This window comes from Corallococcus sp. 4LFB (genome assembly GCF_046520365.1).
GTDB lineage: Bacteria > Myxococcota > Myxococcia > Myxococcales > Myxococcaceae > Corallococcus > Corallococcus caeni.
Genome location: NZ_JBKGHJ010000062.1, coordinates 1 through 24,955 on the forward strand (window position 1 = coordinate 1; position 24,955 = coordinate 24,955).

19 protein-coding genes and 1 pseudogene are annotated in these 24,955 nt (G+C 69.1%); 9 read left to right on the plus strand and 11 right to left on the minus strand.

Features of this window, described 5'->3' with window-relative positions; all coding sequences use genetic code 11:
* From ACLEQD_RS09680 to ACLEQD_RS09695, 4 genes are all read right to left on the minus strand, one after another.
* A partial coding sequence (locus ACLEQD_RS09680; RefSeq protein ID WP_410383217.1) for a biotin/lipoyl-binding protein occupies window positions 1-450 on the minus strand: 450 nt, incomplete at its 3' end.
* A gap of 3 nt (window positions 451-453) precedes the next feature.
* Window positions 454-2,085, minus strand: coding sequence for a DHA2 family efflux MFS transporter permease subunit (locus tag ACLEQD_RS09685; protein ID WP_410383218.1), 1,632 nt, complete (start codon window positions 2,083-2,085; stop codon window positions 454-456).
* 2 nt (window positions 2,086-2,087) lie between these two features.
* Window positions 2,088-2,657 (minus strand): TetR/AcrR family transcriptional regulator, encoded by a 570-nt coding sequence (locus ACLEQD_RS09690; protein WP_410383220.1) that lies wholly within the window; start codon window positions 2,655-2,657, stop codon window positions 2,088-2,090.
* 198 nt (window positions 2,658-2,855) lie between these two features.
* Complete coding sequence (locus tag ACLEQD_RS09695; protein WP_410383221.1) at window positions 2,856-6,071, minus strand: C45 family autoproteolytic acyltransferase/hydolase; 3,216 nt, start codon at window positions 6,069-6,071, stop codon at window positions 2,856-2,858.
* A 302-nt stretch (window positions 6,072-6,373) separates the two neighbouring features.
* Here ACLEQD_RS09695 and ACLEQD_RS09700 point away from each other — a divergent pair, with 302 nt between their 5' ends.
* The 3 genes from ACLEQD_RS09700 to ACLEQD_RS09710 all read left to right on the plus strand — a co-directional run bounded on the left by ACLEQD_RS09700 (window position 6,374) and on the right by ACLEQD_RS09710 (window position 9,412).
* On the plus strand, window positions 6,374-7,510 hold the full coding sequence (locus ACLEQD_RS09700) for a 1,9-bis(guanidino)-5-aza-nonane synthase (RefSeq protein WP_410383222.1): 1,137 nt from the start codon (window positions 6,374-6,376) through the stop codon (window positions 7,508-7,510).
* A gap of 46 nt (window positions 7,511-7,556) precedes the next feature.
* Window positions 7,557-8,666: a bifunctional DNA-binding transcriptional regulator/O6-methylguanine-DNA methyltransferase Ada gene (ada, locus tag ACLEQD_RS09705; RefSeq protein ID WP_410383223.1), complete on the plus strand. Its 1,110-nt coding sequence runs from the start codon at window positions 7,557-7,559 to the stop codon at window positions 8,664-8,666.
* A gap of 65 nt (window positions 8,667-8,731) precedes the next feature.
* Window positions 8,732-9,412, plus strand: a complete 681-nt coding sequence (locus tag ACLEQD_RS09710; RefSeq protein ID WP_410383224.1) for a 2OG-Fe(II) oxygenase — start codon at window positions 8,732-8,734, stop codon at window positions 9,410-9,412.
* 97 nt (window positions 9,413-9,509) lie between these two features.
* On the opposite strand, the gene ACLEQD_RS09715 is transcribed toward ACLEQD_RS09710, so the two are convergent.
* From ACLEQD_RS09715 to ACLEQD_RS09725, 3 genes are all read right to left on the minus strand, one after another.
* A complete protein-coding gene (locus tag ACLEQD_RS09715; RefSeq protein WP_410383225.1) occupies window positions 9,510-10,793 on the minus strand; it encodes a putative sensor domain DACNV-containing protein in 1,284 nt (427 codons plus the stop codon).
* A 151-nt stretch (window positions 10,794-10,944) separates the two neighbouring features.
* Window positions 10,945-12,384, minus strand: a complete 1,440-nt coding sequence (locus ACLEQD_RS09720; RefSeq protein ID WP_410383227.1) for a cytochrome P450 — start codon at window positions 12,382-12,384, stop codon at window positions 10,945-10,947.
* A 21-nt stretch (window positions 12,385-12,405) separates the two neighbouring features.
* Window positions 12,406-14,436, minus strand: a complete 2,031-nt coding sequence (locus ACLEQD_RS09725) for a lipoxygenase family protein (RefSeq protein ID WP_410383228.1) — start codon at window positions 14,434-14,436, stop codon at window positions 12,406-12,408.
* A gap of 230 nt (window positions 14,437-14,666) precedes the next feature.
* Here ACLEQD_RS09725 and ACLEQD_RS09730 point away from each other — a divergent pair, with 230 nt between their 5' ends.
* The gene (locus ACLEQD_RS09730) at window positions 14,667-16,721 is read left to right on the plus strand and encodes a lipoxygenase family protein (RefSeq protein WP_410383229.1); all 2,055 of its coding nucleotides are present in this window, start codon (window positions 14,667-14,669) and stop codon (window positions 16,719-16,721) included.
* A gap of 30 nt (window positions 16,722-16,751) precedes the next feature.
* Here ACLEQD_RS09730 and ACLEQD_RS09735 read toward each other — a convergent pair whose 3' ends face one another.
* On the minus strand, window positions 16,752-17,645 hold the full coding sequence (locus tag ACLEQD_RS09735) for a 1,4-dihydroxy-2-naphthoyl-CoA synthase (protein WP_120554826.1): 894 nt from the start codon (window positions 17,643-17,645) through the stop codon (window positions 16,752-16,754).
* Window positions 17,646-17,732: 87 nt separating this feature from the next.
* Here ACLEQD_RS09735 and ACLEQD_RS09740 point away from each other — a divergent pair, with 87 nt between their 5' ends.
* Genes ACLEQD_RS09740 through nth form a run of 3 tightly spaced genes read left to right on the plus strand, consistent with a single transcriptional unit; the run spans window position 17,733 to window position 19,861 of the window.
* Window positions 17,733-18,050: a putative quinol monooxygenase gene (locus ACLEQD_RS09740; protein WP_410383237.1), complete on the plus strand. Its 318-nt coding sequence runs from the start codon at window positions 17,733-17,735 to the stop codon at window positions 18,048-18,050.
* 1 nt (window position 18,051) lies between these two features.
* A complete protein-coding gene (locus ACLEQD_RS09745; protein ID WP_410383230.1) occupies window positions 18,052-19,215 on the plus strand; it encodes an iron-containing alcohol dehydrogenase in 1,164 nt (387 codons plus the stop codon).
* Between the two features lie 10 nt (window positions 19,216-19,225).
* Entirely contained in the window at window positions 19,226-19,861 is a 636-nt protein-coding gene (gene nth, locus ACLEQD_RS09750) for an endonuclease III (RefSeq protein ID WP_410383231.1), read from the plus strand.
* A gap of 4 nt (window positions 19,862-19,865) precedes the next feature.
* Here nth and ACLEQD_RS09755 read toward each other — a convergent pair whose 3' ends face one another.
* The 3 genes from ACLEQD_RS09755 to ACLEQD_RS09765 all read right to left on the minus strand — a co-directional run bounded on the left by ACLEQD_RS09755 (window position 19,866) and on the right by ACLEQD_RS09765 (window position 22,376).
* Window positions 19,866-20,678, minus strand: a complete 813-nt coding sequence (locus tag ACLEQD_RS09755) for a hypothetical protein (RefSeq protein WP_410383232.1) — start codon at window positions 20,676-20,678, stop codon at window positions 19,866-19,868.
* A gap of 88 nt (window positions 20,679-20,766) precedes the next feature.
* A complete protein-coding gene (locus ACLEQD_RS09760) occupies window positions 20,767-21,117 on the minus strand; it encodes a hypothetical protein (RefSeq protein ID WP_410383233.1) in 351 nt (116 codons plus the stop codon).
* Window positions 21,118-21,308: 191 nt separating this feature from the next.
* Entirely contained in the window at window positions 21,309-22,376 is a 1,068-nt protein-coding gene (locus tag ACLEQD_RS09765; protein WP_410383235.1) for a hypothetical protein, read from the minus strand.
* Between the two features lie 125 nt (window positions 22,377-22,501).
* Between ACLEQD_RS09765 and ACLEQD_RS09770 the strand changes: the two genes are divergently transcribed.
* Window positions 22,502-24,166: a M14 family metallopeptidase gene (locus ACLEQD_RS09770; RefSeq protein ID WP_410383236.1), complete on the plus strand. Its 1,665-nt coding sequence runs from the start codon at window positions 22,502-22,504 to the stop codon at window positions 24,164-24,166.
* 170 nt (window positions 24,167-24,336) lie between these two features.
* Window positions 24,337-24,955 (plus strand): annotated as a pseudogene (locus ACLEQD_RS09775) (hypothetical protein); the annotation flags it as partial.

Consider the following 24,955-nt stretch of genomic DNA (forward strand, 5'->3'; position numbering starts at 1 on the left):
CGTGCTCGTGGACACGAGCGCCTTCGCGCTGGACAGGCCGCCCTTCGCGCCGGCCTCCGCCACCGTGGCCTGCGCGTCCGCCGCGGCCGCCTGGGCGCGCGCGGACTCCAGCTCCGCCTCCGCCTGCTTCACGCGCGCCTCGTACGGCCGCGGGTCGATTTGAAGGAGCACGTCCCCCTGGTGCACGGTGGCGTTGTCCCGCACGGACACCTTCACCACGGGGCCGGACACGCGCGAGGCCAGGGGCACCACGTCCGCCTCCACCTGCGCGTCGTCGGTGGTCTCCTGCCCGGCGGTGACGACCTTGAAGCCGCCAATGGCCAGCAGGATGGCGGCCACGACGACGCCGAGGATGAGGAAGCCCCGCTTGCCGCGCTTCGCCTGCGCCGCGGCGGCCGGCGCGGGCGCCGCTTCGGGGACGAGCTGGGGAGCTGTCGTTGTCGTTGCCATGTCTTAAATCTCCACGTCGATGTGGGGTTTCTCGTGGGAACCCCCGAGGCTCGGGGGGTCCTTGAGGAAGTAGATGAGCGGCAGCACCACCACGAACATCAGCGCCGCCAGGACGAAGAGCTTGTCGAACGCGAGCACCATGGCCTGGCGCGACACGTTGCCCACCATCAGCTGGAGGCTGGCCATGCTGGCGCTCGCGGCGTCCAGGCCGTGCTGCATGAGCCCCTTCTGGGTGGCGGCCATGCGGCTGGCCACCTCCCACCGCTCCGGGTACAGGTGCGCCGCGATGGAGGCCTTGGACAGCACGCTGTAGCGCGACAGGAGCGTGGTGAAGATGGCCAGGCCCACGGAGCCGCCAATCTGGCGCAGCAGCGAGTTGAGGCCCGTCGCGTCCGCCATCCGCTCGCGCGGGATGCTGCCGAGCGCCGTGGCGCTGAGCGGCACGAACATCAGGCTGAAGCCCACGCCCTGCAGCGCGATGGCCGCGATGATGTCGCGGGAGCCGGTCGCGAGCGAGAAGTGGCTCATCTCGTAGGCGCCGAAGCCCGCGAACACGATGCCGATTCCCACCAGCACCCGCGCTGGCACCTTGCCGTACAGCCGCCCGACGATGGGCATCATCAACATCATCACCAGCGTGCGCGGCATCAGCGAGAAGCCGGACTGCGTCGCGGTGAAGCCCAGCAACTCCTGCATGAACACCGGCAGCAGGAACATGCTGGCCATGAGCACCGCGAACACCAGCGCGCCCAGGAGCGTGCCGGACGCGAACACCGGGTCCTTGAACAGGCGCAGGTTCACCGCGGGCGCCACCGCGGTCAGCTCGCGGATGACGAAGGCGATGAGGCACGTGGCGGAGAGCAGCGCGCAGATGACGATGACGGGGGACGCGAACCAGTCATCCGCCTGCCCCTCCTCCAGGAAGTACTGGAGCGTGGCCAGGCCCATGCAGAGCAGCGTGATGCCCGCCCAGTCCATGTGCTTGCGCTGCTGCTCGGCTTCCCGGCGCGCGGTGGCGCGCAGCTGGTCGTCCTCCTGGACGAAGCGGGCCACCATGAAGAAGCCCAGGATGCCCACCGGCACGTTGATGAAGAAGATCCAGGACCAGTGCCAGTTGTCCACGATGTAGCCGCCCAGCGTGGGGCCAATGGCCGGGCCCACCATCACGGCCATGCCGAAGATGGCCATCGCCGTGCCCTGCTCCCTGGGCGGGAACGTCTGCCTCAGGATGGCCTGCTCGGTGGGTTGGAGCGCGCCCGCGCCCAGGCCCTGCAGGAAGCGGAAGAGCACCAGCGTGGGCAGGTTCCACGCGAGCCCGCACAAGAACGAGCCCGCGACGAAGAGCACCAGGCACGCCAGGTACACGCGCTTCTGGCCGAACATGCGGCCCAGGAAGCCCGTGAGCGGCATCACCATCACCGTGGCGATGACGAAGCCCGTGGTGGCCCAGGTGATCTCCTGCACCGTGGCGCCCACGGCGCCGCGGATCTGCGGCAGCGCCACGTTCACGATGGACGAGTCGATGGCGCCCATCAGCGTGCCGAACGTCACCGACAGGGTGACGAGCCACTTGTTGACGGGGGCCCTGGGCGTTGCTGGCGCCAGGACCTCCGGTGTCGCGACGGCTGTCGCCATTGTCAGTCGACCTCGATGCCCTTCAAGAAGACGCGGAGGATCTCCTCCGCCCAGGCGGCTGCCGGAAGGTTCGCGGCGTCGTCCTCGCGCAGGCGGTCCAGGGCGCCGCGCACCATTCCCATCAAGAGCGCCGGATAGAGCGCGCGGCCCTCCGCGCGGACGTCTCCGGCCTGGATGCCCCGGTCGAGGATGACCGTCAGGCGCCGGTGGAGCTCCGCGACCATGCGGCTCTTGCGCGCGGGGTCCTCCGGCAGCTGCACCAGCACCCGGACGAACGCGTCCTGCTCCGCCGCGTGGGCGAACACCGCCGTCACGAAGGCGCGCAGCTGTTCGCGCGCGGGCCGCTCCGCCACGGGCGCCAGGGCCTTGTCCAGCCGGTCCAGCATCACCTGCCGCCGCTTCACGCGCAGCGCGTCCAGCAGGGCCGCGCGGTCGGTGAAGTGGTTGTAGAGCGTCCCCACCGACACGCCTGCCTGCTCGGCGATGGACTCCATCTTCGCCGCGTGCAGGCCGTCCCGGGCGAACACCCCCGCGGCCGCCGACAGGATGGCGTCGGCGGTGGCTTCCTTCATGCGCGAGCGCAGCCGTTTGACGGGCGCCTCAGATTTTGAATCTCGATTCATTTCCTGAAGAGAGATTTAACCCTCTCCGCACCGGAGTCAAATCGACCGGGGTTCTCAGAGGGGAACCGGCAGGCGGGCGCAAGAAGGGCCGGCGGGAGTGCGCACCGCCGGCCCTTGCTTGGGGCATCCGGTCTTCAGTTCAGCGGCTCAGGGCGTGAGCATGCCCAGCTTGGGGGCGGGCAGGTCCACGGACAGCTCCTGGGTGAGGCCGTCGGCGGCGTGGAAGCCCTTGCCGCTCACCTCTCCCGCGCGGAACAGGGCCCAGCTCTGGAGGCCGCGCTGGAAGGAGCGCGTCATGTGCCACAGCTCCAGGCCGCTGTTGGCGACGAAGAGGTAGAGCGTCCGCTTCGGGTTCCAGGGGTTGGGCAGCGCCATGGCCAGGCCGTCATCCGCGCGGCCGTACGTCTTGCCCTGCCACCGGAAGTAGCGCCGGCCCAGCTCCACCGGCAGCTTCTTCTCCGCCGCCAGCCGCGCCAGGAGCCCGTTGTCCTCCAGGCCGCCGAAGACGACGAGGTCGCGGTCCGCCAGCTCCGCGTCCGTCACCTCCGCGTCCGGCTTGAGCGGGGCCAGCTTCTCCGGGGACGCGTCCGCCAGCTGCTCGCGGTAGTTCGTCGCCAGCGTGCGCATGGACTCCACCTGGTGCGCGGAGCCGTAGACGAAGAGGAGCTTCTCCCAGTCGTCCAGCGTGTTGGCCAGGGTCTGGTAGCGCTCGCGGGCCACGGGGATGTCGTTGCCCACGTTGAACACCACGCGCACCGGCCGGTCCGCGACCTTCACGGTGAAGGTGTCGCTCGCGCCCTTCACCTCCACGCGCTCCAGCACGCTCCCATTCTCCGTCTGCACCTCCACCAGCGTGGCGAAGCGCCAGGGCGTCCCGGACTGGTCCACCTTCAGCGTCACCTCGTAGCCCTCCTTCGCCTTCTGGGCGCGCGTGGTGAGCCGCGGCGCGGGCAGGCCCCCGCGCTCCACCCACTGCTTCACGAGCGGGCCCACGTCCTGGCCCGCGGCCCCGGACGCGGTGCGGATGAAGTCCTGCGTGGTGAGCTTCTTGTTGGCGAACTTCCCGTGCACCGCGTCCATCACCCTGGCGAACTTCGCGTTGCCCAGGGTCAGCCGCAGCTGGTGCAAGAGGTACGTGCCCTTGATGCGCGGCACCGCGTACTGGCCATAGCGGCCGTAGTCCGTGCGCGCGGCGGTGGGCACCACGTCGCCCTCGCGGGCCGTGACGTAGAGGTAGCGGGCGTTGAGCTCCGCCAGCGCGTCGCGCTGCGTGTCGAAGGCCTTGGACAGGTCATCCCCCTCCGGCAGGTCCCGGAGCAGGGTCCAGTACGCGGCGGACCCGCTGCCGAACCAGTTGTCCGCGTCCGTCGCGGGGAACACCGTGTTGGACCAGAGCTTCTTCTCGTCGAAGCGGAGCGCGTCCTTCACCCGGGCGAAGTCGCGCTTGGGCTGGGTGTCCGCCTTGGGCTCCGGCTTCTGCTTCGCCTTCGCGGCCTTGAGCTGGTCCGCCACGTAGATGGGGCTGAAGGCGGTGTAGCCCAGGGACAGGTGCGGCGTGGCGCCGGGCAGGTCCGGAATCCAGCGGCTGCCCACCATCTTCTCGCGCAGCGTCGTCTTGCCGAAGTGGGCCAGGAACATCAGCTTCTCGGTCATCTCCGACGTGGTGATCTTCCCGTCACACGCGTGGGGGCGGTTGATGGGGCTGGAGGCCATCATCCGCGTGGCGCTGTCCACGTCGAAGCCGCCCTTGCCGTACTTCGCGTAGAACTCCTGGAAGGCGATGTCGCGGTTCCAGGTGTTGAAGGCCAGGTCCACCGGGGCGTTGCTCGCGTTGGGGATGGACTCCTTGCGCACCTCCGGGTCGCGGTTGTTGTTGTTGGCCCAGATGAAGTCCTTGAGGTTTCCGGGCGTGTCGGAGGGCTTGCCCTTGCTGCCGGTGCGCCACAGGCGCGTCTTCGCGGTGCCCAGCAGGAGGCACGCGCCCTCGTCCGTCTTGGTGTCCGCGAGCGTCCAGTCGTTGGTGTAGAGGCCGTTGTTGCGGTCCTTGAGGATGCGCTCCACGTCGTCGATGGAGTTCGCGTACTGCACGGCCTTGCGGATGCGGTTGCTCTGCGGGGTGCCGTCGATGTTGAAGGGCGTCTGGCCCACCGTCGTCTCACCGATGACGATGCCCGCGTCGTTGAGCATCCAGTCGGCGCCGCTGTGGATGCCGCCCGGGAAGGTCTGCATCACGAAGCGGTGGCCCTTGGTGGGCTGCACGTCCAGCACCACGTCCCAGTGGACGCCGGTGTAGCCGTTCCACATGAAGATCTGCCCCATGACGACGCGGCCGTCCTTCGTCGCGGACTTGGTGGCGACGAACGACGAGCAGTGGTCACCCTCCCCCGCCCGGCCGTTCTCGTCCTCGCCCTTGAGGAAGGTGCGGCCCGTGAGCGGGGACGCCGTCACGCGGTTGGCCTCGTCCAGTTGGCCCAGGTCCACGGCGGAGTTGATGGCGACGACGTCCAGCACGTCCAGGTCGCGCTCCTTGCCGTCCGGCCCCTTGAACTTCGCGCCCCCCTTGTTGGCGCCGTCGGCGATGCCCTTCATCTCCTCCAGGTACTCGGGGTCGAAGCGGCGCAGGAACAGCGAGTCCGCGAGCAGGCGCACCTGCGCCCAGCCCTTCGCGGCGTCCGCCTTGTCCTTCTGGATGCCCAGCTTCTCGATGTAGCGGACGATCTCCTGGGACACGAGCTCGCCGTACTGCCGGCCGCGCTCGTAGGGCTCGCCCTCGATGTGCACGTACACCCAGCCGCCGTCGTCGTAGCGGAAGCCCTTGCCGGCCCAGCGCACGCTCTCCATGGGGACGTACGCGGTGACGTCGTTGACCTCCTCCAGCTTCACGTCGTCGAACCACGCGGTGCCGGTGGCCTTGCCGTTGTGGCCCAGGTGCGCGCGCACGCGGTCCGTGGACGCGGTGGCGAAGAACAGCACCTGCACGCGGCCGCTCTGGTCCGCGCCCTGCGGCGGCGAGCAGTTGGTGAACGGGAAGCTCTGCATGGACAGACACGCGCCCAGCGCCGTGGGGTAGCGGGCCTGCGCGTCCGCCTGCACGCCCTTCGTGCGGACCCAGGCGGAGAGCCGGTAGAGGCGGCCCACCTGGAGCTTCACGGGCTCGGAGGTGACGGTGGTCTCCGCGCCGCCCTGGGGGCTCTCAATCACAAGGCTGCGGCTGCCCTCCGCCTTCGCGTCGCCGCGGGCGGACACCTTGCCCTGGCCGGAGGCGGTCCAGCCCTGGGGAAGGCCGGTGGAGGCGGCGGCTTCGAAGCCGGCGTTGGGGACGGCGATGGCGCGGGGGCGGCCCAGGCGGGGAGCGCGGCGCACGCGGCCAGCGTGGGCCAGAACAGACGGGAGCGCTTCCACATCAGACGCAGGTGGGACATGGCTTGCTCATGGGAAGGAGGAACTGGGTGCGGCATCCTCTCACGTCATACGCGGGCGCGCCGCCACGCATTGCTCGCACCCGGCTGGCGGGCGTGTTAGGGAGCACGGGTCGCACGCCACCTGACGTCTCCGATGGCGGTCCCCCCTCTTGCCGAGGCCGGACCGTAGGACGTCTCGGGTGGCGCTTGTTGTCGGCCCAGGGCCTCCCGACCTCCATCACAGGCCGTCGGGGTACACCCGCCGTGACAGACACTCCCAGCAAGACCGGGCTGCTTCGCGCTCCCATCCAGCACATCGACATCAAGGCCCTGGACGTGCGGCCGCTCGTGGAGGCCATGGGGCACATGGCCTTCCAGGCGCGCAACCTGAGCCGCGCCGCGGGGCTCTATGACGCCATGCTCCGTGACGAGCGGTGCGGCGTCATCCTCTGCCTCGCCGGCAGCCTGTTCTCCGCCGGCCTGAAGCAGGTGGTGGTGGACATGGTGCGTCACCGGATGGTGGACGCCATCGTCTCCACCGGGGCGCTCATCGTGGACCAGGACTTCTTCGAGGCCCTGGGCTTCCGCCACTACAAGGGCCGGGCGGACGCGGACGACAACGCGCTGCGCGAGCTGCACATCGACCGCATCTACGACACGTACATCGACGAGGACGAGTTGCGCGAGTGCGACGCCACCATCGCGCGCATCGCGGCGGAGCTGGAGCCGCGTCCGTACTCGTCGCGCGAGTTCATCGGGGAGATGGGCCGGCACCTGGTGAAGCACGGCAGGACGCGCGACAGCGTGGTGCTGGCGGCGCATGAAATGGGCGTGCCCATCTTCGTGCCGGCGTTCAGCGACTGCTCGGCGGGGTTCGGGCTGGTGCACCACCAGTGGCACCGGGCGGGGAAGCCGCGGGTGTCCATCGACAGCGCGAGGGACTTCCTGGAGCTGACGCGGTGCCGGCTGCGGATGGAGGACTCGGGGTTGTTCATGGTGGGCGGCGGCGTGCCGAAGAACTTCGCCCAGGACATCGTGGTGGCGGCGGACTTCGTGGAGCAGCCGGTGGCCATGCACAAGTACGCGGTGCAGCTCACGGTGGCGGACGAGCGAGACGGCGCGCTGTCCGGCTCCACGCTGCGCGAGGCCAGCAGCTGGGGCAAGGTGTCCACCGTGCACGAGCAGATGGTGTACGGAGAGGCCACGGTGACGATGCCGCTGGTGGTGGGCGCCGCCTTCCACGGACGCGGCTGGGAGCAGCGGCCGGAGCGCCGGCTCGTGGACGCCTGCGGGCAGCGGCGGTGCTTCTCCCGCGCTCCGGGGTGGCTTTTTCCGGGGCGCGGGGCGGTGCTCGAATTCGACCGCAAGGCGCGGAGTGCTGGCCTGGAGACGGGGGGTTAGGTTTCCCAGCGTGGTCATGGGGACCGCGCTCGAAGGGAGGCAGGGCATGGCGACGAAGACGGAAGTCCTCGCGGCGGCGACGGTGGGCGACCCGCGCTGGGCGGCGGTCGTCGCTCGGGACGCGGCGGCGGATGGGCGCTTCTTCTATTCCGTGCGGACGACGGGCGTGTTCTGCCGTCCGTCGTGTGGCGCGAGGACGCCCCGGCCGGAGAACGTGGGGTTCCACGCGTCAGTGGAGGCTGCGGAGCAGGCGGGGTTTCGCGCGTGCAGGCGCTGCAAGCCAGGGGAGCCCTCGCTCGCCGTGAAGCACGCGGACCGGGTGGCCGAGCTGTGCCGCTTCATCCAGGCGTCCGAGGAGATGCCGAGCCTGGAGCAACTGGCGGAGCGCGCGGGGCTGTCTCCCTATCACCTGCACCGCGTGTTCAAGGCCGTGACGGGGCTGACGCCCAAGGGCTACGCGGCGGCGCAGCGGGCGGAGCGGATCCGCACGGGCCTGACGAAGCGCGGCTCCGTCACCGAGGCCATCTACGACGCCGGGTTCAACTCCAGCGGCCGCTTCTACGAAACCTCCAGCCAGGTCCTGGGCATGACGCCGACGAACTTCCGCGCTGGGGGCGCGAACACGGAGATCCGCTTCGCCATCGCGGAGTGCTCGCTGGGGCCCATCCTCGTGGCGACGAGCGACCGGGGCGTGTGCGCCATCCTGATGGGGGATGATCCGGACGCGCTGGCGAAGGACCTCCAGGACCGCTTCCCGCAGGCGACGCTGGTGGGCGGGGACGCGACGTTCGAGCAGTTGGTGGCGAAGGTCGTGGGCTTCGTGGAGGCGCCGGGCGTGGGGCTGGACCTGCCGCTGGACGTGCGGGGCACGGCGTTCCAGCAGCGCGTGTGGCAGGCGCTGCGGGAGATCCCGGCGGGGAAGACGGCGAGCTACACGGACATCGCGGAGCGGATTGGCGCACCGAAGTCGGTGCGCGCCGTGGCGCAGGCGTGTGGCGCGAATGCGTTGGCGGTGGTGATTCCGTGTCACCGGGTGGTGCGCAATGACGGTGCGCTGTCTGGCTATCGCTGGGGCGTGGAGCGCAAGCGCACGCTGCTGGAGCGAGAGGCGGAGTCCTCCCGGCGTGATGGGCTCAAGCGAGGGGCCCAGGGATGAGTGCACGACGCGGAGGTGCGCTCGCGGTCCGTCCCGTGGCGGGGGTCCCGGTACGGGTGCGCGCGATGGACTGGGAGGGAGTGGGCCGGGAGCTGGACGCCCGTGGGTGCGCGGTGCTGGAGCACCTGCTCACGCCCGAGGAGTGCGAGGCATTGGCGCTGCTCTACGACGTGGAGGATACGTTTCGCAGCCGCGTGGTGATGGCAAGACATGGATTTGGCCGGGGTGAATACAAGTACTTCGATCATCCGCTGCCGGAGGTCGTGACGGAGCTGCGCACGACGCTGTACCCGTGCCTCGCGCCCATCGCGAACCGCTGGAACACGGCCATGGGCATCGACGTGCGGTATCCGGACGCGCACGCGGACTTCCTCGCGCGCTGCCACGAAGCGGGACAGGTGCGGCCCACTCCCCTGCTCCTGCGCTACGGCGTGGACGACTACAACTGCCTGCACCAGGACCTGTATGGCGAGCACGTCTTCCCGCTCCAGGTGGCCATCCTCCTCTCCGAACCCGGCAGGGACTTCACGGGCGGCGAGTTCGTGCTGACGGAGCAGCGGCCCCGCATGCAGTCACGCGCGGAGGTCGTCCCGCTGCGGCAGGGAGACGCGGTCGTCTTCGCGGTGCATCACCGCCCGGTGCAGGGCGCGCGAGGCACCTACCGCGTCAACCTCCGGCACGGTGTCAGCCGCGTGCGCTCCGGACAGAGGCACACGGCGGGGATCATCTTCCACGACGCGGCGTAGACCTCAAACATAAGCATGCAAACGGCCAAAAAAACATCCGACATCATGCACAGCAAACATCCACAAAACCAGACTTCCAAGCAACTGACCACAAACATCAACTCACTCTCATATCACCTAGCGGCACCCCCAAGGGCCAATAAACAACATGTGCCCCCACTGACTGAAACACCGCCGCATCACCATCTTGAGAGACAATAAAGGCCACGCCGTCAGGATGCTGCTCTGCAAAGCTGGCCGCCGCAGCGTGCCGAGTACCGCGAATTTCAAGCGGCCATCTACCCCCTGGTGTTCCATCTGAACCAATTTGAACAACATCTGGGAGCACAGGCGGAACAGGCAGTTTCACCCCGAATCCGAGAACCTGCAGTGAGTGACTCAATAGGACCGCCCCATCCACAGCCGTAAACCCAACGATCTGCCGACGCATCCAGCCAAGCTTCTCTACCAACGCACCGTTCTTAAACTTCTCCCAATCTCCGCCTCTAACCCAATCACTCTCCGCCCTCAACTGGTCGCGCACAACTGCCCCATACTCCATAGGCAACTCCAAGGCGCGCGACCTTGCCAGCAGCACTTGGGCATCATCGTTTGGACCAAGGATGGCAACAATCCCACCATGTCGGAGCCGACTCATCTCGGAGACAACATGGAGTATCTGATTAAACACGAGTTGTCCCTGGAGATACGCCTTTATAGCGGCGCTGCGGCCGTCCTGAGAGTCTGGCGCGAGAGGGCCAAGCGAAGCTGCGATGGAAAGCAACTGCCGTTGTTCCTGACCGTCCCTATGTCCCCAGTAATATGGAGGCTGGTCAAGAATCTGACCTCTCACATATCGAGCGACTTCGCGTGCGCCGCGCCCCAGAACCAGGACACCTGGATCTGGTGCCAACACACGAATCAAATCGTCTTTTCGAAATAGACTTTGCCCACCCGGAGATGCGACGCCCACAATAGACAATCCCTGATCGCCGGGCATGACAGCCAAAAGAGACCTGGGGAAATCAGGGACTGCGGCGAGCTTGGCAATCTCCCCTACGGCAAACACCCGCGGCTCGCTGAATGCGATAAAACTCCAGTGTGAACTCTCAAATTCCTCGCGTCTTTCCGCGAATACGACACCGACCGGTTGGACATGGCCCTCTTCCACTGCCATGGACGCAAAAAACATAATTTCCACAATCAACTCTAGAGCTGATTGATTTATGGGTGGGGGAGAATCGATCTTCTCACCAATCCTAAGTCCGGTTATCCCCCAAATTGCGCGCGACAAGGCCTCTCTCTTGAGAAAGGCTGAAACCAAATCCTTCGGATACTTTGAAGAGCCACGCACATCGACCTCCATCCTTGCGCCATACCCAACAGCAGGTACGACCAGCATTCACCGCTCACACCGTCAAGTTGAAGTTCAGACTAGACTGCGCAGCATGTCCGGGGAACCCGCTTGAAGTCGCGCTTACGCTTTTGCACGTCGAAATCGCCGCCAATTCGTGTCGGCCTCGTGCGCTCCGGACAGAGGCACACTGCGGGGATCATCTTCCACGACGCGGCTTAGGCGCTCCGAGCCTGCACGTCCTGTGACGACTGGCCGTCCGGGGGATGAGCTTCCCGGTGACGCCCTTGGGCAGCACCACGCCGAAGAAGAAGCCCTCCTCGAAGGGCTCCGTCGAATCCAGGTGGACCTTCACGCGGGAGGCCATCGTCGTCAGCGCCGTCTTCAGGTACACCATCGCGAAGTCCGCGCCCACGCACGCGCGCGGCCCGCGCCCAAACGGGAAGAAATAGCCGCTCCCCAGCGGGTCTCGCGCCGCGCCCCCGTCCAGCCAGCGCTCCGGCTTGAACGTGTCCGGGTCCTCCCAGTGCTTCGGGTCGCGGTGCAGGTGCTGGTTCGAGATCATGATCATCGACCCCGCCGGCAACGTGACGCCGGCCAGCCGCGCGTCCTTTGACGGCGTGCGCGTCATCACCCGGACCGCCGGCAGGATGCGCAGCGCCTCATAGGCCACGGCCTCCGCCCACTTCGCGCCCTCCAGCTTCCCGGAGGTCAGCGGGCCGTCCGCCACCAGTGAGGACGCCTCCACCGCGAGGCGCGCTTCGGCCTGGGGGTACTTGTTGAGCTGGTGAAAGGCGCCCACCAGCGTGACGCTGGAGGAGAACGCCCCGCCGAAGTAGGTGCCCCCGAGCATGTGCGCCAGCACCTGATCATCGATGCCCGGCGTCTCCCGCACGTAGCGCGACATGAGGTCCACGGCACGCGGGTCCTGGCGCTTGCGAGCCTCGCGGATGCGGTCCACGAAGTGCCCGTAGAAACGCGCCTTCGTCGCGTCGAAGTCCTTGGGCGGCTTCACGAACTTCAGCGGCAGCTTCGACTGGATGCGCGCATCCGCCGCCTTCGCCAGCAGCATGAAGTCCTCGAACACCTGATCCGGCAGCTTCTCCCCCACCTGCGCCACCGAGAACGCGTCGAACGTCAGCCGCCGCAGCACGGACGCGAGGTCGTCGATGCGCTCCTGCTTCAGCAGCGCATCCACGGACTCGGAGACGGCCGCCTGCATGGGGCCCACCAGGTCCGCCAGCGCCTCCGGAGCCCACGCCTGCGCGGAGGGCTCCAACGCGCGCTTCTGGACCCAGTCCCCGCGCAGCTCCGCCGTGAACGCCGTGTCGTCCGTCGTCGAGGGGCGGATCTGCTCGCTGATGTTCCCCTTCTCGAACTCCATCCGGCGGGGGGACTCGTAGACCTCCGCGATGAGCGCCGGGTCGTTGAGCACCAGCCCGGGGTTGGGCCCCATCCAGATGAGGGTGACGCCGCCGTACTCGCGGCCATAGCGCGCGCAGACGTCCCAGGGAGACGCCCCCAGGAAGTCCCCGGCGGTGCCGAGGATCCCCGGTGGGGGGCCGGGCAGCGACGCGAACGGCTTGCGCTTCGCGCCGAAGAACAGGTTGAAGATGCCGCGAGAAAGAGCGTTGGGCACGGGCGGAGTCTCCTGACGGCGCTAGACGGTGATGCCGCAGGGGATGCGGTCGGCCTGCAGGACGGTGTAGGGCACCGCGCTCTTCGCGTTGCGCGCCTTCACGGCCTCGCTCTGCGCGCGCAGGCGCGAGTGGAAGCGGTCCCGGATGGCGAGCAGCTCCGGCTCCTGGAAGTAGTCCTCGCGCCAGCCGCCCTCGTGGAGCAGGTACTCCTCGTCGTCCCCGAAGCTGGACAGCGCGCGGCCCACCGCCACCTGCCAGAGCATCTGCGTCTTGGAAGGAATCATCGCGTCGAGGTCCTTCTCCCCCAGGACGCCCTTCTTGCGAGGCGGCGCCTGACGCATGCACAGCGGTGCGTTGGGCACGAAGGCGTAGTGCTCGTACTGGAGGTAGTTCACCGCCGCGTGCTGGACGCTGACCGTGAAGAGCACGGTGGTGAGGATGTCGGTGAGGTCGGCGACGCGCTTCAGCTCCGCGCAGGGCAGCTTCTCCACGGACATGCCGTGCTCGGTGAGGTCCTTCCACCAGCGCTGCATGTCGGTGTCGCGCACCAGGTCCTCGTCCGACGTGTAGAAGTGCCCCAGCACCCCGCCGACGTACTCCTCGATGGCGTCCCACAGGAGCAGCGAGTCATCGCGGTACGGGTAGTGCGGGAGCACCGCCGGGTCGAGCACGCCACGGCGCTCGATGTCCGGGCGCGGCTTGTTGTCCGCGAGCGTCCAGGCCTTGTACCCCTTCTTGCCCAGGAACACGTGGCCCTGGTCGGGGCCGCCGGTGGCGATGAGGTCGTCGAACACGCCGCCCTCGGCGAGCAGGCCCTTCCGGGCGCCGTCGTTGATGGCGAGCGTGTAGCGGAAGTGGCGGCGCAAGAGCTTGTAGACGGGGTGCGGATCCGGGAGGTTGCGCATCGTCGCCATGACGAACGGCTCGGCGATGAAGTGGGTCCTGAGCGCGTGGCCCACCATCTGGTGCGTGTTGCCCTCGCTGCACCGGAGGTAGATCTTCGCGGCCAGCCAGTCGTGCGGACTGTCATTGGGCGTGAACACCGGATCCAGCGCCGGGTCGCGGCCGAGCTGGATGGCGATGGGCCGCAATTGCTGGGTGTCATCCAGGTACAGCAGGCAGCGGGACGCGGGCGCCCAGCGGCGCTCCTCGACGCCATCCTTGTCGGTCTTCTTGAACATGGGCACGTCGCCCAGGATCTCGAAGTCGAGCAGGAAGACGCGCTTGCCGGCCAGCGCCTGCTGGAGCGTCGTGCCCGGAGACAGCAGCCCGCGCAGCTCGCTGTCCTGGAGCGGCATGCCCTCCGGCAGCGCGGTGATGGACTGGATGTGGACGGGGCTGATGCCCTGCACGGCCTGCCGGGCGAACTCCGCGTCGTCCTGCCAGCGCTTCGCGAGCGTGGGCAGCTCCAGGCCCTTGAAGAAGTCGAAGATGTCCACGAGGCCGTTCCACGCCTTGCTCAGCACGGGCATATGCAGCTTGATGGCCGCGAGCGTCTTCGCGATGACGACCTCGTAGCTGCCGTCCACGAGCCCCCGGTAGAGCTCGTCCTTCGGCAGCGGCCGCGCCTCGGAGATGTCGAGCGCCCCGGGCAGCCCGGCGGTCGCCTCCGCGGGGCGCCAGGGATACATGCGCTGGCGGGCCAGGAGCAGGTCGTTCCGGGCCACCTGCTCCCGCTCGTGCCGGACCTGCTGGGGCAGCCGCGCGGTGCCCTCGAGGACCTCCGCGGAGGACTTGCCCAGGACCCAGCGGTAGTACGGGAAGAACCAGTGCCTCCCCGTCGTGGTGACGGTCACCGAGTCGAGGAGCCAGTCGCTGGAGACGCCCCCGCCGGCGTTGGAGAACCGGAGCAGGAGCAGGTCGCCCAGGTCCTCGGCCTTGACGGTGTAGGCGTCCACCGCGCCGGCCTCGAAGTCGTTGTGGAAGCGCTTGTCCAGCGGGTACCGCTGGCTCTCGCCCTTCGTGCCCACCAGGACCACGGAGATGTCCGAGTTGGTTCCCGCGCCGAGCTTCGAGCTCGTGCGAATCGTTAGCGTGTAATCGGTACTCATGGATTCCCCCACTACCACGTGAAGCGGAAGGTACGCCGGTAGAAGCGGGGCGGACAACGTGCGGCGGCGTCACAGCTCATGCGGAGCAGGTGACGGGAGCGAGATGCCGTGGATCCGATAGCCGCCTGCCCACGGGGGCGACGGAGCGAGTATGGGATTACCGCAGGCATGCTACCTTCCGGCGCGATGAAGCCCGCTTCCCGTCGTTCCCCTGTTGAGGCGCGGAGCTGATGCCTACCGCGTGGCGCCGGCTGCTGACTTCCCTGGGGTTCTCATCCAGGGCCGGGGAGCCGCCGCTCCTGGAGGCGGAGGAGCTGGCCCGGTGGTACGCGGGGCTTGGATTGAAGGAGCGGCTGGCGGTGAGCCGCAACCTGGTCCAGCAGGTGCGAGCGCCGCGGGCGCTGAGGGACACCGCCACCCTGCCCGCGCGGGCCCGGGGCCGGCTCGTGTTCGAGCAGGACGGACCGCAGGGGCCCATCCCCTTGCACCACATCAAGGTGGAGCTATGGGACCGGGACCTCGGCACGCCGGACGACTTCCTGGGCGAGGCCTTCACGGGCCCGGATGGTGCGTTCGAGCTCCGCTACGACCCGGCGGACGCGGGTGAAGGCGACCTGCCGGACCTGGAGCTGCGCTTCTTCGAACCGCAGCACACGTTCCGCCAGGACGGCCGCGTGGTGGAGACGTGGAAGCGCATCGGCTCGGAGCGGGGACCGGACGACCACGGCGGGCACGAGTACGACTTCGGGACGCTCCGGCTGCCCTACTGGGAATACGACCCTTCGACGCCGCTGGCGCGGCTGCTCGTGGTGGAGGAAGGCACGCCGCCGACGGCGTACGCGCCGGGACGTGCGCTGGCCATGCTCAAGGCGGTCGCGCCCATCGAGCTGGTGAAGCGGCAGCACCAGCTGCGGATCCGCATGGGACAGGCGCCAACCCTCGCGCAGATCCAGGCGGACTACCCGGAGACGACGACGGTCCGGATGGAGCGGGAGTCGCCGGGCTCTTCGCGGAGTGACGCCTGGTTCGGGGAGCGGCTGCTCAACGGGATGTTCTCCAGCGTCCTGGACCGTGACCCGGAGGATGCGCAGGCGTTCCGGCTGTACCTGCCGTGGAATGCGTATGAGCAGGACGGCGTGCACTGCCTGCCGGACGTGGACCTCCGGCTGCGGTTGGTGGACGGCAAGCTGATGCCCCAGCGGATCATCCTGGGGATGCGGGAGCCCGGAGCGACGGCGCCCGGCTCGCCGGTGACGCGCCGGACGTTCACGCCCGCGGATGGCACGGATTGGGAGGCGGCGAAGCGGATGGCGCGCGTGAGCGCGACGCTGGACGTGGAGCTGGGCAACCACCTGGGGCAGTGCCACTTCAACGTGGAGCAATACGCCATCGCCGCGCACCGCAACCTGCGGCGCAATCCCTTGCGCTGGCTGCTGATGCCGCACCTGCGTGAGGTGGTGTTGATCAACCACGCCGCCAACGGGTTCCTGGTGGGGCCCACGGGATACATCTCGCGGGCCAGTGCGTTGACGGAGAGGAGCATCAACCAGCGGCTGGAGCACTTGCTGGGCAGCTACGACTGGAAGGGCTTCGCGCCCGCGACGCCGGTCTGCGAGGGGCACCGCTACGCGCATGCGGGGCAGCTGTTCTGGAAGTTGCTCGGGGAGCACGTCGACGCGTTCTTCGCGGAGCACAGCGCACAGATTGAAGCGCAGTGGCAGGAGGTGCACCGGTTCTCGGACGACCTGGTGGCGCATTCAGCGCCAGCGTTCGTCTGCCGTTACCTGCGCGCGCGGGTGCCGGGCAAGGAAGCGCCGTGGTTCGTGCGCTCGGAGCGCATGGACCTGGGAGCGAAGGTCGCGGAGCCGGCCGCCAGGGCCGTGAGCGCGGTGACACGGACGGATGCGCCCCAGCCCGGCGAGATAGAGGCGCTGAAGAGTCTGTGTCGCTACGTCATCTTCTTCGCAACGTTCCGGCACGCCTGGGCGAACAACCTCCAGTGGGAGGACGCGGGCGAAGTCCTGTACTCATGTCTTGGATTGCGCTGGGGCAAGGGAGGCGCGCTGTCCACGGAGGAGGACCTGGACGTCGCGCCCACGCCGGACGAAGCGACGGAGATGCTGTGGATCTCCTGGATGTTGTCCAAGACAAACTACGGCTTCATCCTGTCCAACGAAGAGGAAGACGTGCATCCCCGACTTCTGGAGCTGCTCCGGGCCCATGCTGCGGACTTCGCGGCCCTGGGCCTGGACGTGCGCACAGTCAGCTCCCGCATCAACATCTGAGCGGGAGCGCCAACGCAGGAAGCCGTCTACTCAGTACGTCCAGGGAAAGCGCTTGAAGTCGCGCTTGCGCTTCTGGACGAACGCGTCGCGGCCTTCCTGTGCCTCTTCCGTGCCGTAACCCAGACGCGTGGCTTCACCGGCGAAGAGCTGCTGGCCCACGAGACCGTCATCCGGGAGGTTGAAGGCATACTTCAGCATCTTGATGGCCGTGGGGCTCTTGGTGTTGATCTCCGCCGCCCACTCCAGCGCCACCTTCTCCAGGTCCTTGTGCGGCACCGACTTGTTGATGGCGTTCATCTGGAACGCCTCGTCCGCCGTGTAGGCCTGACCCAGGAAGAAGATTTCGCGCGCCCGCTTCTGTCCCACCTGCCGTGCCAGCAGCGCGGAGCCGTAGCCCGCGTCGTAGCTGGCCACGTCCGCGTCCGTCTGCTTGAACATCCCGTGTTCCTTGCTCGCGATGGTCAGGTCACACACGACGTGCAGGCTGTGCCCGCCACCCGCCGTCCAGCCCGGCACCACCGCCATCACCACCTTCGGCATGAACCGGATCTGCCGCTGCACCTCCAGGATGTGCAGCCGCCCCAGCCGCGCCGGGTCCGCCGCGTCCTCTCCGGGCTCGTACTTGTAGCCGTCCTTGCCGCGGATGCGCTGGTCGCCGCCCGAGCAGAACGCCCACCCGCCGTCCTTCGGCGACGGCCCGTTGCCCGTGAGCAGCACCACGCCCACGTCCGTCATGAAGCGCGTGGCCTCCAGCGCCCGGGCCAGCTCGTCCACCGTCTTCGGACGGAACGCGTTGCGCACCTCCGGCCGGTTGAACGCGATGCGCACCGTGCCCTGGTCCACCGCGCGGTGAAACGTGATGTCCTTGAACTTGTGGCCTTCCACCGGCTGCCAGCGGGACGCGTCGAAGAGGTCCGAGACCATGCGCTGTCTTGCTCCGAAATTGAGGGAGTGAACGGCCCGGAACCCTAGCGGTTTCCGCTCGGGGTTGCCCGCGCTACCGTGCGCGCCATGCCCACGAGCCTGCTCGTCGTCCATGTCCACGTGCACGTGCTGCCCCAGCACGTCGACGCCTTCCTCCAGGCCACCCTCGCCAACGCCCGCGAGAGCGTGAAGGAGCCCGGCATCGCCCGCTTCGACGTCTGCCAGGACAACGAGGACCCCACCCGCTTCGTCCTCGTGGAGGCCTACCGCACCCCGGACGCTCCCGCCGCGCACAAGGAGACCGCCCACTACCTCACGTGGCGTGACACCGTCGCCCCCATGATGGCCGAGCCCCGCTCCGCCCGCCGCTACACCAACCGCTTCCCCGACGACGCGGCCTGGTGACATGGCGTCCGCCCCCTTCGAGTTCGCCACCGCCACCCGCGTCCTCTTCGGCCCGGGCCGCGCCCGGGAAGTCCCCGACCTCGTGCGAGGCCTCGGCGGCCGGAAGGTCCTGCTCGTCACCGGCACGAACCCCGCCCGCGCCGAACCCGTCCGCGCGGGACTTGAACGGCTGGGCATCCCTTCCACCTCCTTCCGCGTCGCGGGCGAGCCCACCGTCGACCTCGCGCGCGAAGGCACCACCGCCGCCGTGGACTCCGGCTGTGACGCCGTGGTCGCCCTCGGCGGTGGCAGCGCGCTCGACGCGGGCAAGGCCATCGCCGCGCTCGCCGCGAATGGGGGCGACCCGCTGGACTACCTGGAGGTCATCGGCCGGGGCCAGGCCCTGACGAAGCCGTCGCTGCCGTTCGTGGCCGTGCCGACCACGGCGGGCACCGGCTCGGAGGTGACGCGCAACGCGGTGCTGGGCTCGAAGGAGGCCGGCGTGAAGGCCAGCCTGCGCAGCCCGATGATGCTCCCCCGCGTGGCCCTGGTGGATCCGGACCTGCTGGAGCACGCGCCCGCGGCCGTGCTCGCGGCGGGCGGCCTGGACGCGCTGTCGCAGCTCATCGAACCGTTCCTGTCCATCCGCGCGCAGCCGCTCACGGATGCGCTCGCGCGCGAAGGCATGCAGCGCTCGGCCCGCTCCCTGCGCAAGGCGGTGCTGCATGGCCCCGGCCCGGCGGAGCGCGAGGACCTGGCCCTCGCCAGCCTCTTCGGCGGCCTGTGCCTCGCAACGCGGGCTGGGCGCGGTGCATGGCTTCGCGGCGCCGCTGGGCGGATGCTCGGGGCGGCCCATGGCGCGCTGTGCGCCGCGCTGCTCGGGGCCACCCTGGAGGTGAACCTGGAGGCGCTGCGCTCCCGTGCTCCGGACCACCCCGCCCTGCCCCGCTTCCGTGAGCTGGCGGTGCTGCTCACCGGCCAGTCCAACGCCCGCGCCGAGGACGGCATCGCCTGGGTGAAGGACCTGGTCCACGCCGTGCGCATCCAGGGCCTGCGCGACATGGGCCTCACCGACGCGGCCGTGCCCGGCCTCGTCACCAAGGCCCGCGCCGCCAGCAGCATGAAGGGCAATCCGCTGCCGCTCACCGACGCGGAGTTGACGGCGCTCGTCGAACGGTCGATGTGAGGACCCGCCCATGAAACCCGCCGCCCTCGTCCCCGTGGTGCTCGAACGCCTGCGCGAGAAGTATCCCGACGCGAAGTACGAGCTGAACTGGAACACCCCCTACCAGCTGCTGGTGGCCACCATCCTGGCCGCGCAGTGCACCGACGAGCGCGTCAACCGCGTCACCGCCGAGCTGTGGAAGAAGTACGACGGCCCCCAGGCCCTCGCGGACGCGGACACCGCGGAGCTGGAGGAGGATCTCAAGCCCACCGGCTTCTTCAAGCAGAAGACCAAGACGGTGCAGGCCATGAGCCGCGCGCTGCTGGACGCCCACAAGGGAGAGGTGCCGCCGCGCATGGAGTCCCTGGTGGAGCTGCCCGGCGTGGCGCGCAAGACGGCCAACGTCGTGCTCAACACCGCCTTCCAGCAGGCCTCCGGCGTCATCGTGGACACGCACGTGGCCCGCGTCAGCCAGCGCCTGGGCCTGACGAAGCAGGAGAAGCCGGAGGCCATCGAGTCCGACTTGATGAAGCAGGTGCCCAAGGACGACTGGACCTTCTTCGGCCCCGCCGTGGTGCTGCACGGCCGCTACACCTGCGTGGCCAAGAAGCCCAAGTGCTCGGAGTGCCTGCTCAACGACGTGTGCCCCAAGCTGGGCGTGACCTGAGCCGTCACAGGTGCGCGAGCACCGCCAGCGTCAGCACCCAGTCCAGCCCGGCTTCGAGGAAGTAGTACGTGGAGCCGTCCAGCGACGTGCCAAACCCGGTGCCCAGATGGCCCAGGGGCCCGGCGAAGAACTTCATGCCGACCTCGGCCCCCAGGTTGATGGGGGCGCGCCGCGAGCGCGAGTTGTCCAGGTACGGGCCCACCAGCGCCCGGCCATAGGGCGCGAACCAGTTCGTCACGAAGTGCTGGTAGCCCACGGTGGCGTTCAGCGACACCCGCTTCGCGTCCAGGCCCATGTTGGCGCCCAGGGTCAACCGCCGCGCCTTGAGCCCCATGGGCTGCACGTTCACGTCCAGCGCCAGGCCCACCCCGCCGTCGAACGGGACGCGCCAGCCCAGCGCGAACTCCGTCGTCGACTTGTCGATGGCCAGCGCCTCGTAGCGCAGGTGCGCCGCGCCCGCGACGTCCCCGCGCGCGTCCTGGAGGTCCGCGAGCGCCAGCGCGGCCTCCTCCGAATCCTCGTCGTACACCTTGCGCAGCGGCGGCTCCGCGCCGTCCAGGTCACCGCGCGCCAGCCGGTCCTTGCCCTGCGTCAGACACGCGGACGTGGAGCCCATCGCGCACGCGAGCCCGAAGGCCCGGTCCGCCTCCTCCGTGCGGCCATCCACCTGGAGCTGCTTCGCCCAGGTCTCGCAGGCCCAGGCGCTCCCGCCGTCGCACTTCTCCTCCAGCGTGGGGGCGCGGGTCACCTCGCTCGTCGTCACACACGCCGCCGTCAGCAGGCACGGCAAGAGGAACAGCCACCGGACGAAGGACACAGGGGGACCACGGAGGGCTGGGGCCGCGACCATGGTCCACATTCAAACACACCGCCGGGACAGCGGCGCGTCTGGCACGGTGCGTCTCTCAGTGTTCTTCCAGCGGCCCTTCCCCGTCGTGGATGACGCCCGGGTTGCGGCCGATGTCCGGCCCGTCCCCGCTGCGCTCGTCGGCCTTCTGTTCCTCGGAGGCCGTGTCGCCGGAGCCGCCCACGCCTTCCCGGAAGCCCTGGGCGGCCTCGTGACTGGACTCGCGGACGCTCTCCGCGGCCTCGCTGGCGCCGTGCTGGACGTCCTTGGCGGCCTCGCCTACCTCCTGCCCGACCTGCCGGGCGTTCTCGTTGACGGTCTGTTGCTGACGCTCGTTACAGCCCGCCGTGAAGCCCACCGTTCCAATCACACCCAGCACGACGAGCCCGTTGAAGTGGCGTGTCCACATGGTCGTCTCCCCGAGGGTCCCGGCCCTCTGGGGTGAAACGTAGGCACGCCTGCTCCCCGACAAAGTCCCGGGTTTCTTCCCGGAAGGCTTCGGGGCGCCGCTTGCCTGTCAGCCCCCGGCCGCCTGTGCCTGGACGGGGTCGACCTCGACGCTGGACCGCTTGAAGTCCGCCGGGTGCATCATGCTCGGCCTCAGTTCCCAGGGGTCTCCGGCGACGCGTCGTCCGAAGCCGGCGGCTCGTGATTGAGCTCCTCTTCCGGGTCGTCGGCGTCGCTCGAGTCCATCCCCGTGATGTCCTCGGCGTCCGCCCCTGACTCGACCTCCACCTCTTCCACCGGCGCCCGGATGGACTCGGGCTTCATGAACTGGAAGCCGGCGTTGTCCGCGTCCACTTCGTCCGCGCAGCCGAAGGGGCTGGTGAAGAGACGCATCACCGTCACCCGGTTCCAGTTCTGGTCGTTGTTGAAGACGATGGACTCCGTGAGCGTCTCCGAAGCCCCCGGGGCCAGGCTGAAGTCTCCCTCGGGCGACTCTTCCACATGGTGGATGTTCTCCTGCTGCTGCCCCACATACGCCCGCAGGCACCCCGAGCCCGACGACCGGTGGTCACTCACGTTCTTCACCGTGTACTTGACGAAGTAATCGGCGGACCGCCCGGCCTGGCGCATCTCGACGTTGGACACCTCGAAGTCCGTCGCCGCCGAGGCCCGCGGCCTCTGGGGCTGGGCCGTGTCCGCGGGCGCGGGCTGGCCGGAGGGCAGCAGGCGCAGCAGCTCGCTGGTCGCCAGGGGCGCTCCGTTGGAACAGCCGTATTCGGCGGTCGTGTAGAGCATCACGGTCCGGGCCTGATTCCAGGACGCGTCGCCCAGGCGCACCGTGTCCTCGAACGTGTCCGTCGTCCCGCCCTTCACGGTGATGCCGCCCATGCGCTTCACTTCGATGACCATGCCCTGGTCGTCGTGCAGCGACAGGCACGCCTCCCCACGCCCCTGCGCCGTCCCCGGGTTGGTCAGCGTGTAGGTCACCGCCACGCGGTTGCCCTGGACCTTGAGCGTCACGTCCGAGAACCGCAGCGGCTTCACCACCTTCGCCACCATCCCCGCGTCAGGACTTCCCGCGTCGGCCACGGCCACCACGCCCGCGTCCACGGGCGCGCTTGCCTGGGGCTGCTCCTTCTTGCACCCCGTCCCCCACACCGCCGCGCATCCCAGCAACAGCGCACCCAGCACGTTCCCGCGCCGCTGATCACTCCGCATCATGAAGCCCCCTCCACTGCACGATTTCCGTCGGGTTTCATATGGGACACCGCCACGGCGCGGCAAGGCGGCCCCACTTCACGCGTGCTTGACGCGGCAGGGCCGGAGCGCTCGGATGCGCGGCACCTATGCCCACTCCCAAGCTGCTCACCCGCGCGGAAGCCACCGACTACCAGGAAACGTCCCGCAGCGCCGACGTGGTCGCCTTCGTCGACGCCCTGTGTGCCCAGACCAAGCTCGCGAAGCGCGTGGACTTCGGCCAGAGCGGTGAAGGCCAGCCGCTCATGTCGCTCATCCTGAGCGACCGCAACTGCTTCACGCCGGAGCTGGCGAAGAAGCAGAAGAAGCTCATCGTGATGGTGGAGGCCAACATCCACGCCGGTGAGGTGGAGGGCAAGGAGACCCTCCAGGCGCTCGCGCGCGACCTCACGCTCACGTCCCTGGGCAAGAAGCTGCTGGACCGGCTGTGCATCGTGTTCGTCCCCAACTTCAACCCGGACGGCAACGACCGCATCAGCAAGGGCAACCGCGCGCTGGATTTGAAGAACCTGGAGGGCCAGGTGAACCCGCCCGGCGGCGTGGGCATGCGCTACACGGGCGAGGGCTGGAACCTCAACCGCGACAACATGAAGCAGGAGGCGCCGGAGACGCGCGCCCTGGCGAAGCTGTACCAGACGTGGTGGCCGCACCTCTTCGTGGACTGCCACACCACCGACGGCAGCATCCACGGCTTCGACCTGACCTTCGACATCCCGCACGGCAACGCGACCCTCCTGCACACCTCGCGCGGCTTCAACCGCGAGCTGGCCGAGCGCGTGTCCGCCGCGGTGAAGAAGAAGCACGGCTTCGACAGCTTCTGGTACGGCAACTTCCGCAAGGAGGGCGACCCGCGCTCCGGCTGGCACACCTACCCCGCCCTGCCCCGCTTCGGCAGCCACTACCGCGGCCTGCTGGGCCGGCTGGACGTGCTCCTGGAGACGTACAGCTACATCGACTTCCCGCGCCGCTGCGCCGTCATCCGCGCGTGGGTGCTGGAGCTCATTCGCGACGCGGCCCGCTACGCCAAGGGCTACCGCGCCGCCACCGAGTTCGAGGAGGCCGCCATCATCGCGCGCGGCCAGAACCCGGACGTGCAGCAGCTCGTCGGCATCAACTACGGCGTCGCCCAGCGCAACGCGGAGGGCGCGCTGGTGTTCGACTACCCGGCCTACGTCCAGGACAACGACACCGCCGTCATCCACTCCTTCGACGAGGCGAGCATCGAGGCCCGGCGCTACCCGGGCAAGCGCAAGAAGGCCTACAAGACGCCGCACCACCGCACCTTCGTGCCCACGCAGTCGGTGAGCACGCCGGCCGGGTACCTGGTGCCCGCGTCGCTGGCCTCGCGCCTGGACGGCCACGGCATCCGCTACGAGAAGCTGCCCAAGGCGCAGCGCTTCCAGGTGGACAGCTACCGCATCGCGCGCAAGGAGGAGACCTTCAGCCCGGACGTGGCCGCCAACGTGCCGCCCCCGGGCCAGGACGAAGTGCCCTTGAGCCAGAAGCCCAAGCCGGTGCGCTTCGAGACCATCCTCACCGTGGCCCCCGAGCGCTCCGAGCAGGAGTTCCCGGCCGGCACGCTCCTGGTCGGCACGGACCAGCGCACGGGCACGCTCATCACCTACCTGCTGGAGCCGCACTCGGACGACGGCTTCTGCCGCTGGCAGTTCCTGGACGACAGCCTCAAGGTGGGCGAGCTGTACCCCATCCACCGGGTGGTGGAGTCCACGCGCGCTCCCCAGAAGGTGGAGTAGGCGTCCTGCCGCCGACCGCCGGTGGCCCCCGGGTCTGTCATCCCCGGGGGCATTGCCCCTAGACTGGGACCCGCTGGACCCGCGGAGATGGTGCGGGGGCACGCGGGAGGCCCCGGATGACTGGCATGCGGCAAACGCCCAGAGGCACGCGCCTTCCGGGGCGCGAAGGCATGACGCGCGTGGGAGGCCTGCTGGCCCTGGCGCTCTGCATGGCGCTGGGCTTCGTGGCCGTGCGCGCCTGGAGGCAGCGAGACACAGGGCCGGAGACCCCGGCGCTGTGGCTCTCCGACGCCCCCCACCGTCCCCTGGAGGTGCGGCTGAGCCTCCCCGCCGCGGACGGGTACCGCCCCCATGCGCCGCCCCGGGGCGGGGACACGCTGGCGCCGCCGGTGCCCCTGGGCGCGCTGTCCCGCCTGGAGGAGCGCGGGGAGACGCACGGCGTGGGCGTCAGCTACCTGCTGCACGGCGACACGGAGCAGGCGCTCGCGTACCTGTCGCGCACGTCGCCGTCGTTGGACCGGGACAGCGACCTGGCCGCCGTCGCCATCCTGCGCGGCCGCTCCGACGAAGCCCTGACGTTGCTGGACGCCACGCTCGAGGCCATGCCCGAGCACCCGCAGGCGCGCTGGAACCAGGCCGTGATGGCGCGAGAGCTGGGGCTGACGCTCCTCGCGGCCACGGCGTTCGAGGCGGTGGCCGCGAAGGGCGAGCCCGGCTGGAGCGACGAGGCGCGCGAGCAGGCGCAGACGTTGCGCGCCCGGTTCCAGGCGCGGGCGGAGGCCTGGAAGG

Coding starts and splice junctions, on each gene's coding strand:
- ACLEQD_RS09685 (WP_410383218.1), bottom strand. CDS start 2,085: ATGGCGACAGCCGTCGCGACACCGGAGGTCCTGGCGCCAGCAACGCCC.
- ACLEQD_RS09690 (WP_410383220.1), bottom strand. CDS start 2,657: ATGAAGGAAGCCACCGCCGACGCCATCCTGTCGGCGGCCGCGGGGGTG.
- ada (WP_410383223.1), top strand. CDS start 7,557: ATGGCGACGAAGACGGAAGTCCTCGCGGCGGCGACGGTGGGCGACCCG.
- ACLEQD_RS09710 (WP_410383224.1), top strand. CDS start 8,732: ATGGACTGGGAGGGAGTGGGCCGGGAGCTGGACGCCCGTGGGTGCGCG.
- ACLEQD_RS09715 (WP_410383225.1), bottom strand. CDS start 10,793: ATGCTGGTCGTACCTGCTGTTGGGTATGGCGCAAGGATGGAGGTCGAT.
- ACLEQD_RS09725 (WP_410383228.1), bottom strand. CDS start 14,436: ATGAGTACCGATTACACGCTAACGATTCGCACGAGCTCGAAGCTCGGC.
- ACLEQD_RS09730 (WP_410383229.1), top strand. CDS start 14,667: ATGCCTACCGCGTGGCGCCGGCTGCTGACTTCCCTGGGGTTCTCATCC.
- ACLEQD_RS09735 (WP_120554826.1), bottom strand. CDS start 17,645: ATGGTCTCGGACCTCTTCGACGCGTCCCGCTGGCAGCCGGTGGAAGGC.
- ACLEQD_RS09740 (WP_410383237.1), top strand. CDS start 17,733: ATGCCCACGAGCCTGCTCGTCGTCCATGTCCACGTGCACGTGCTGCCC.
- ACLEQD_RS09745 (WP_410383230.1), top strand. CDS start 18,052: ATGGCGTCCGCCCCCTTCGAGTTCGCCACCGCCACCCGCGTCCTCTTC.
- nth (WP_410383231.1), top strand. CDS start 19,226: ATGAAACCCGCCGCCCTCGTCCCCGTGGTGCTCGAACGCCTGCGCGAG.
- ACLEQD_RS09760 (WP_410383233.1), bottom strand. CDS start 21,117: ATGTGGACACGCCACTTCAACGGGCTCGTCGTGCTGGGTGTGATTGGA.
- ACLEQD_RS09765 (WP_410383235.1), bottom strand. CDS start 22,376: ATGATGCGGAGTGATCAGCGGCGCGGGAACGTGCTGGGTGCGCTGTTG.
- ACLEQD_RS09770 (WP_410383236.1), top strand. CDS start 22,502: ATGCCCACTCCCAAGCTGCTCACCCGCGCGGAAGCCACCGACTACCAG.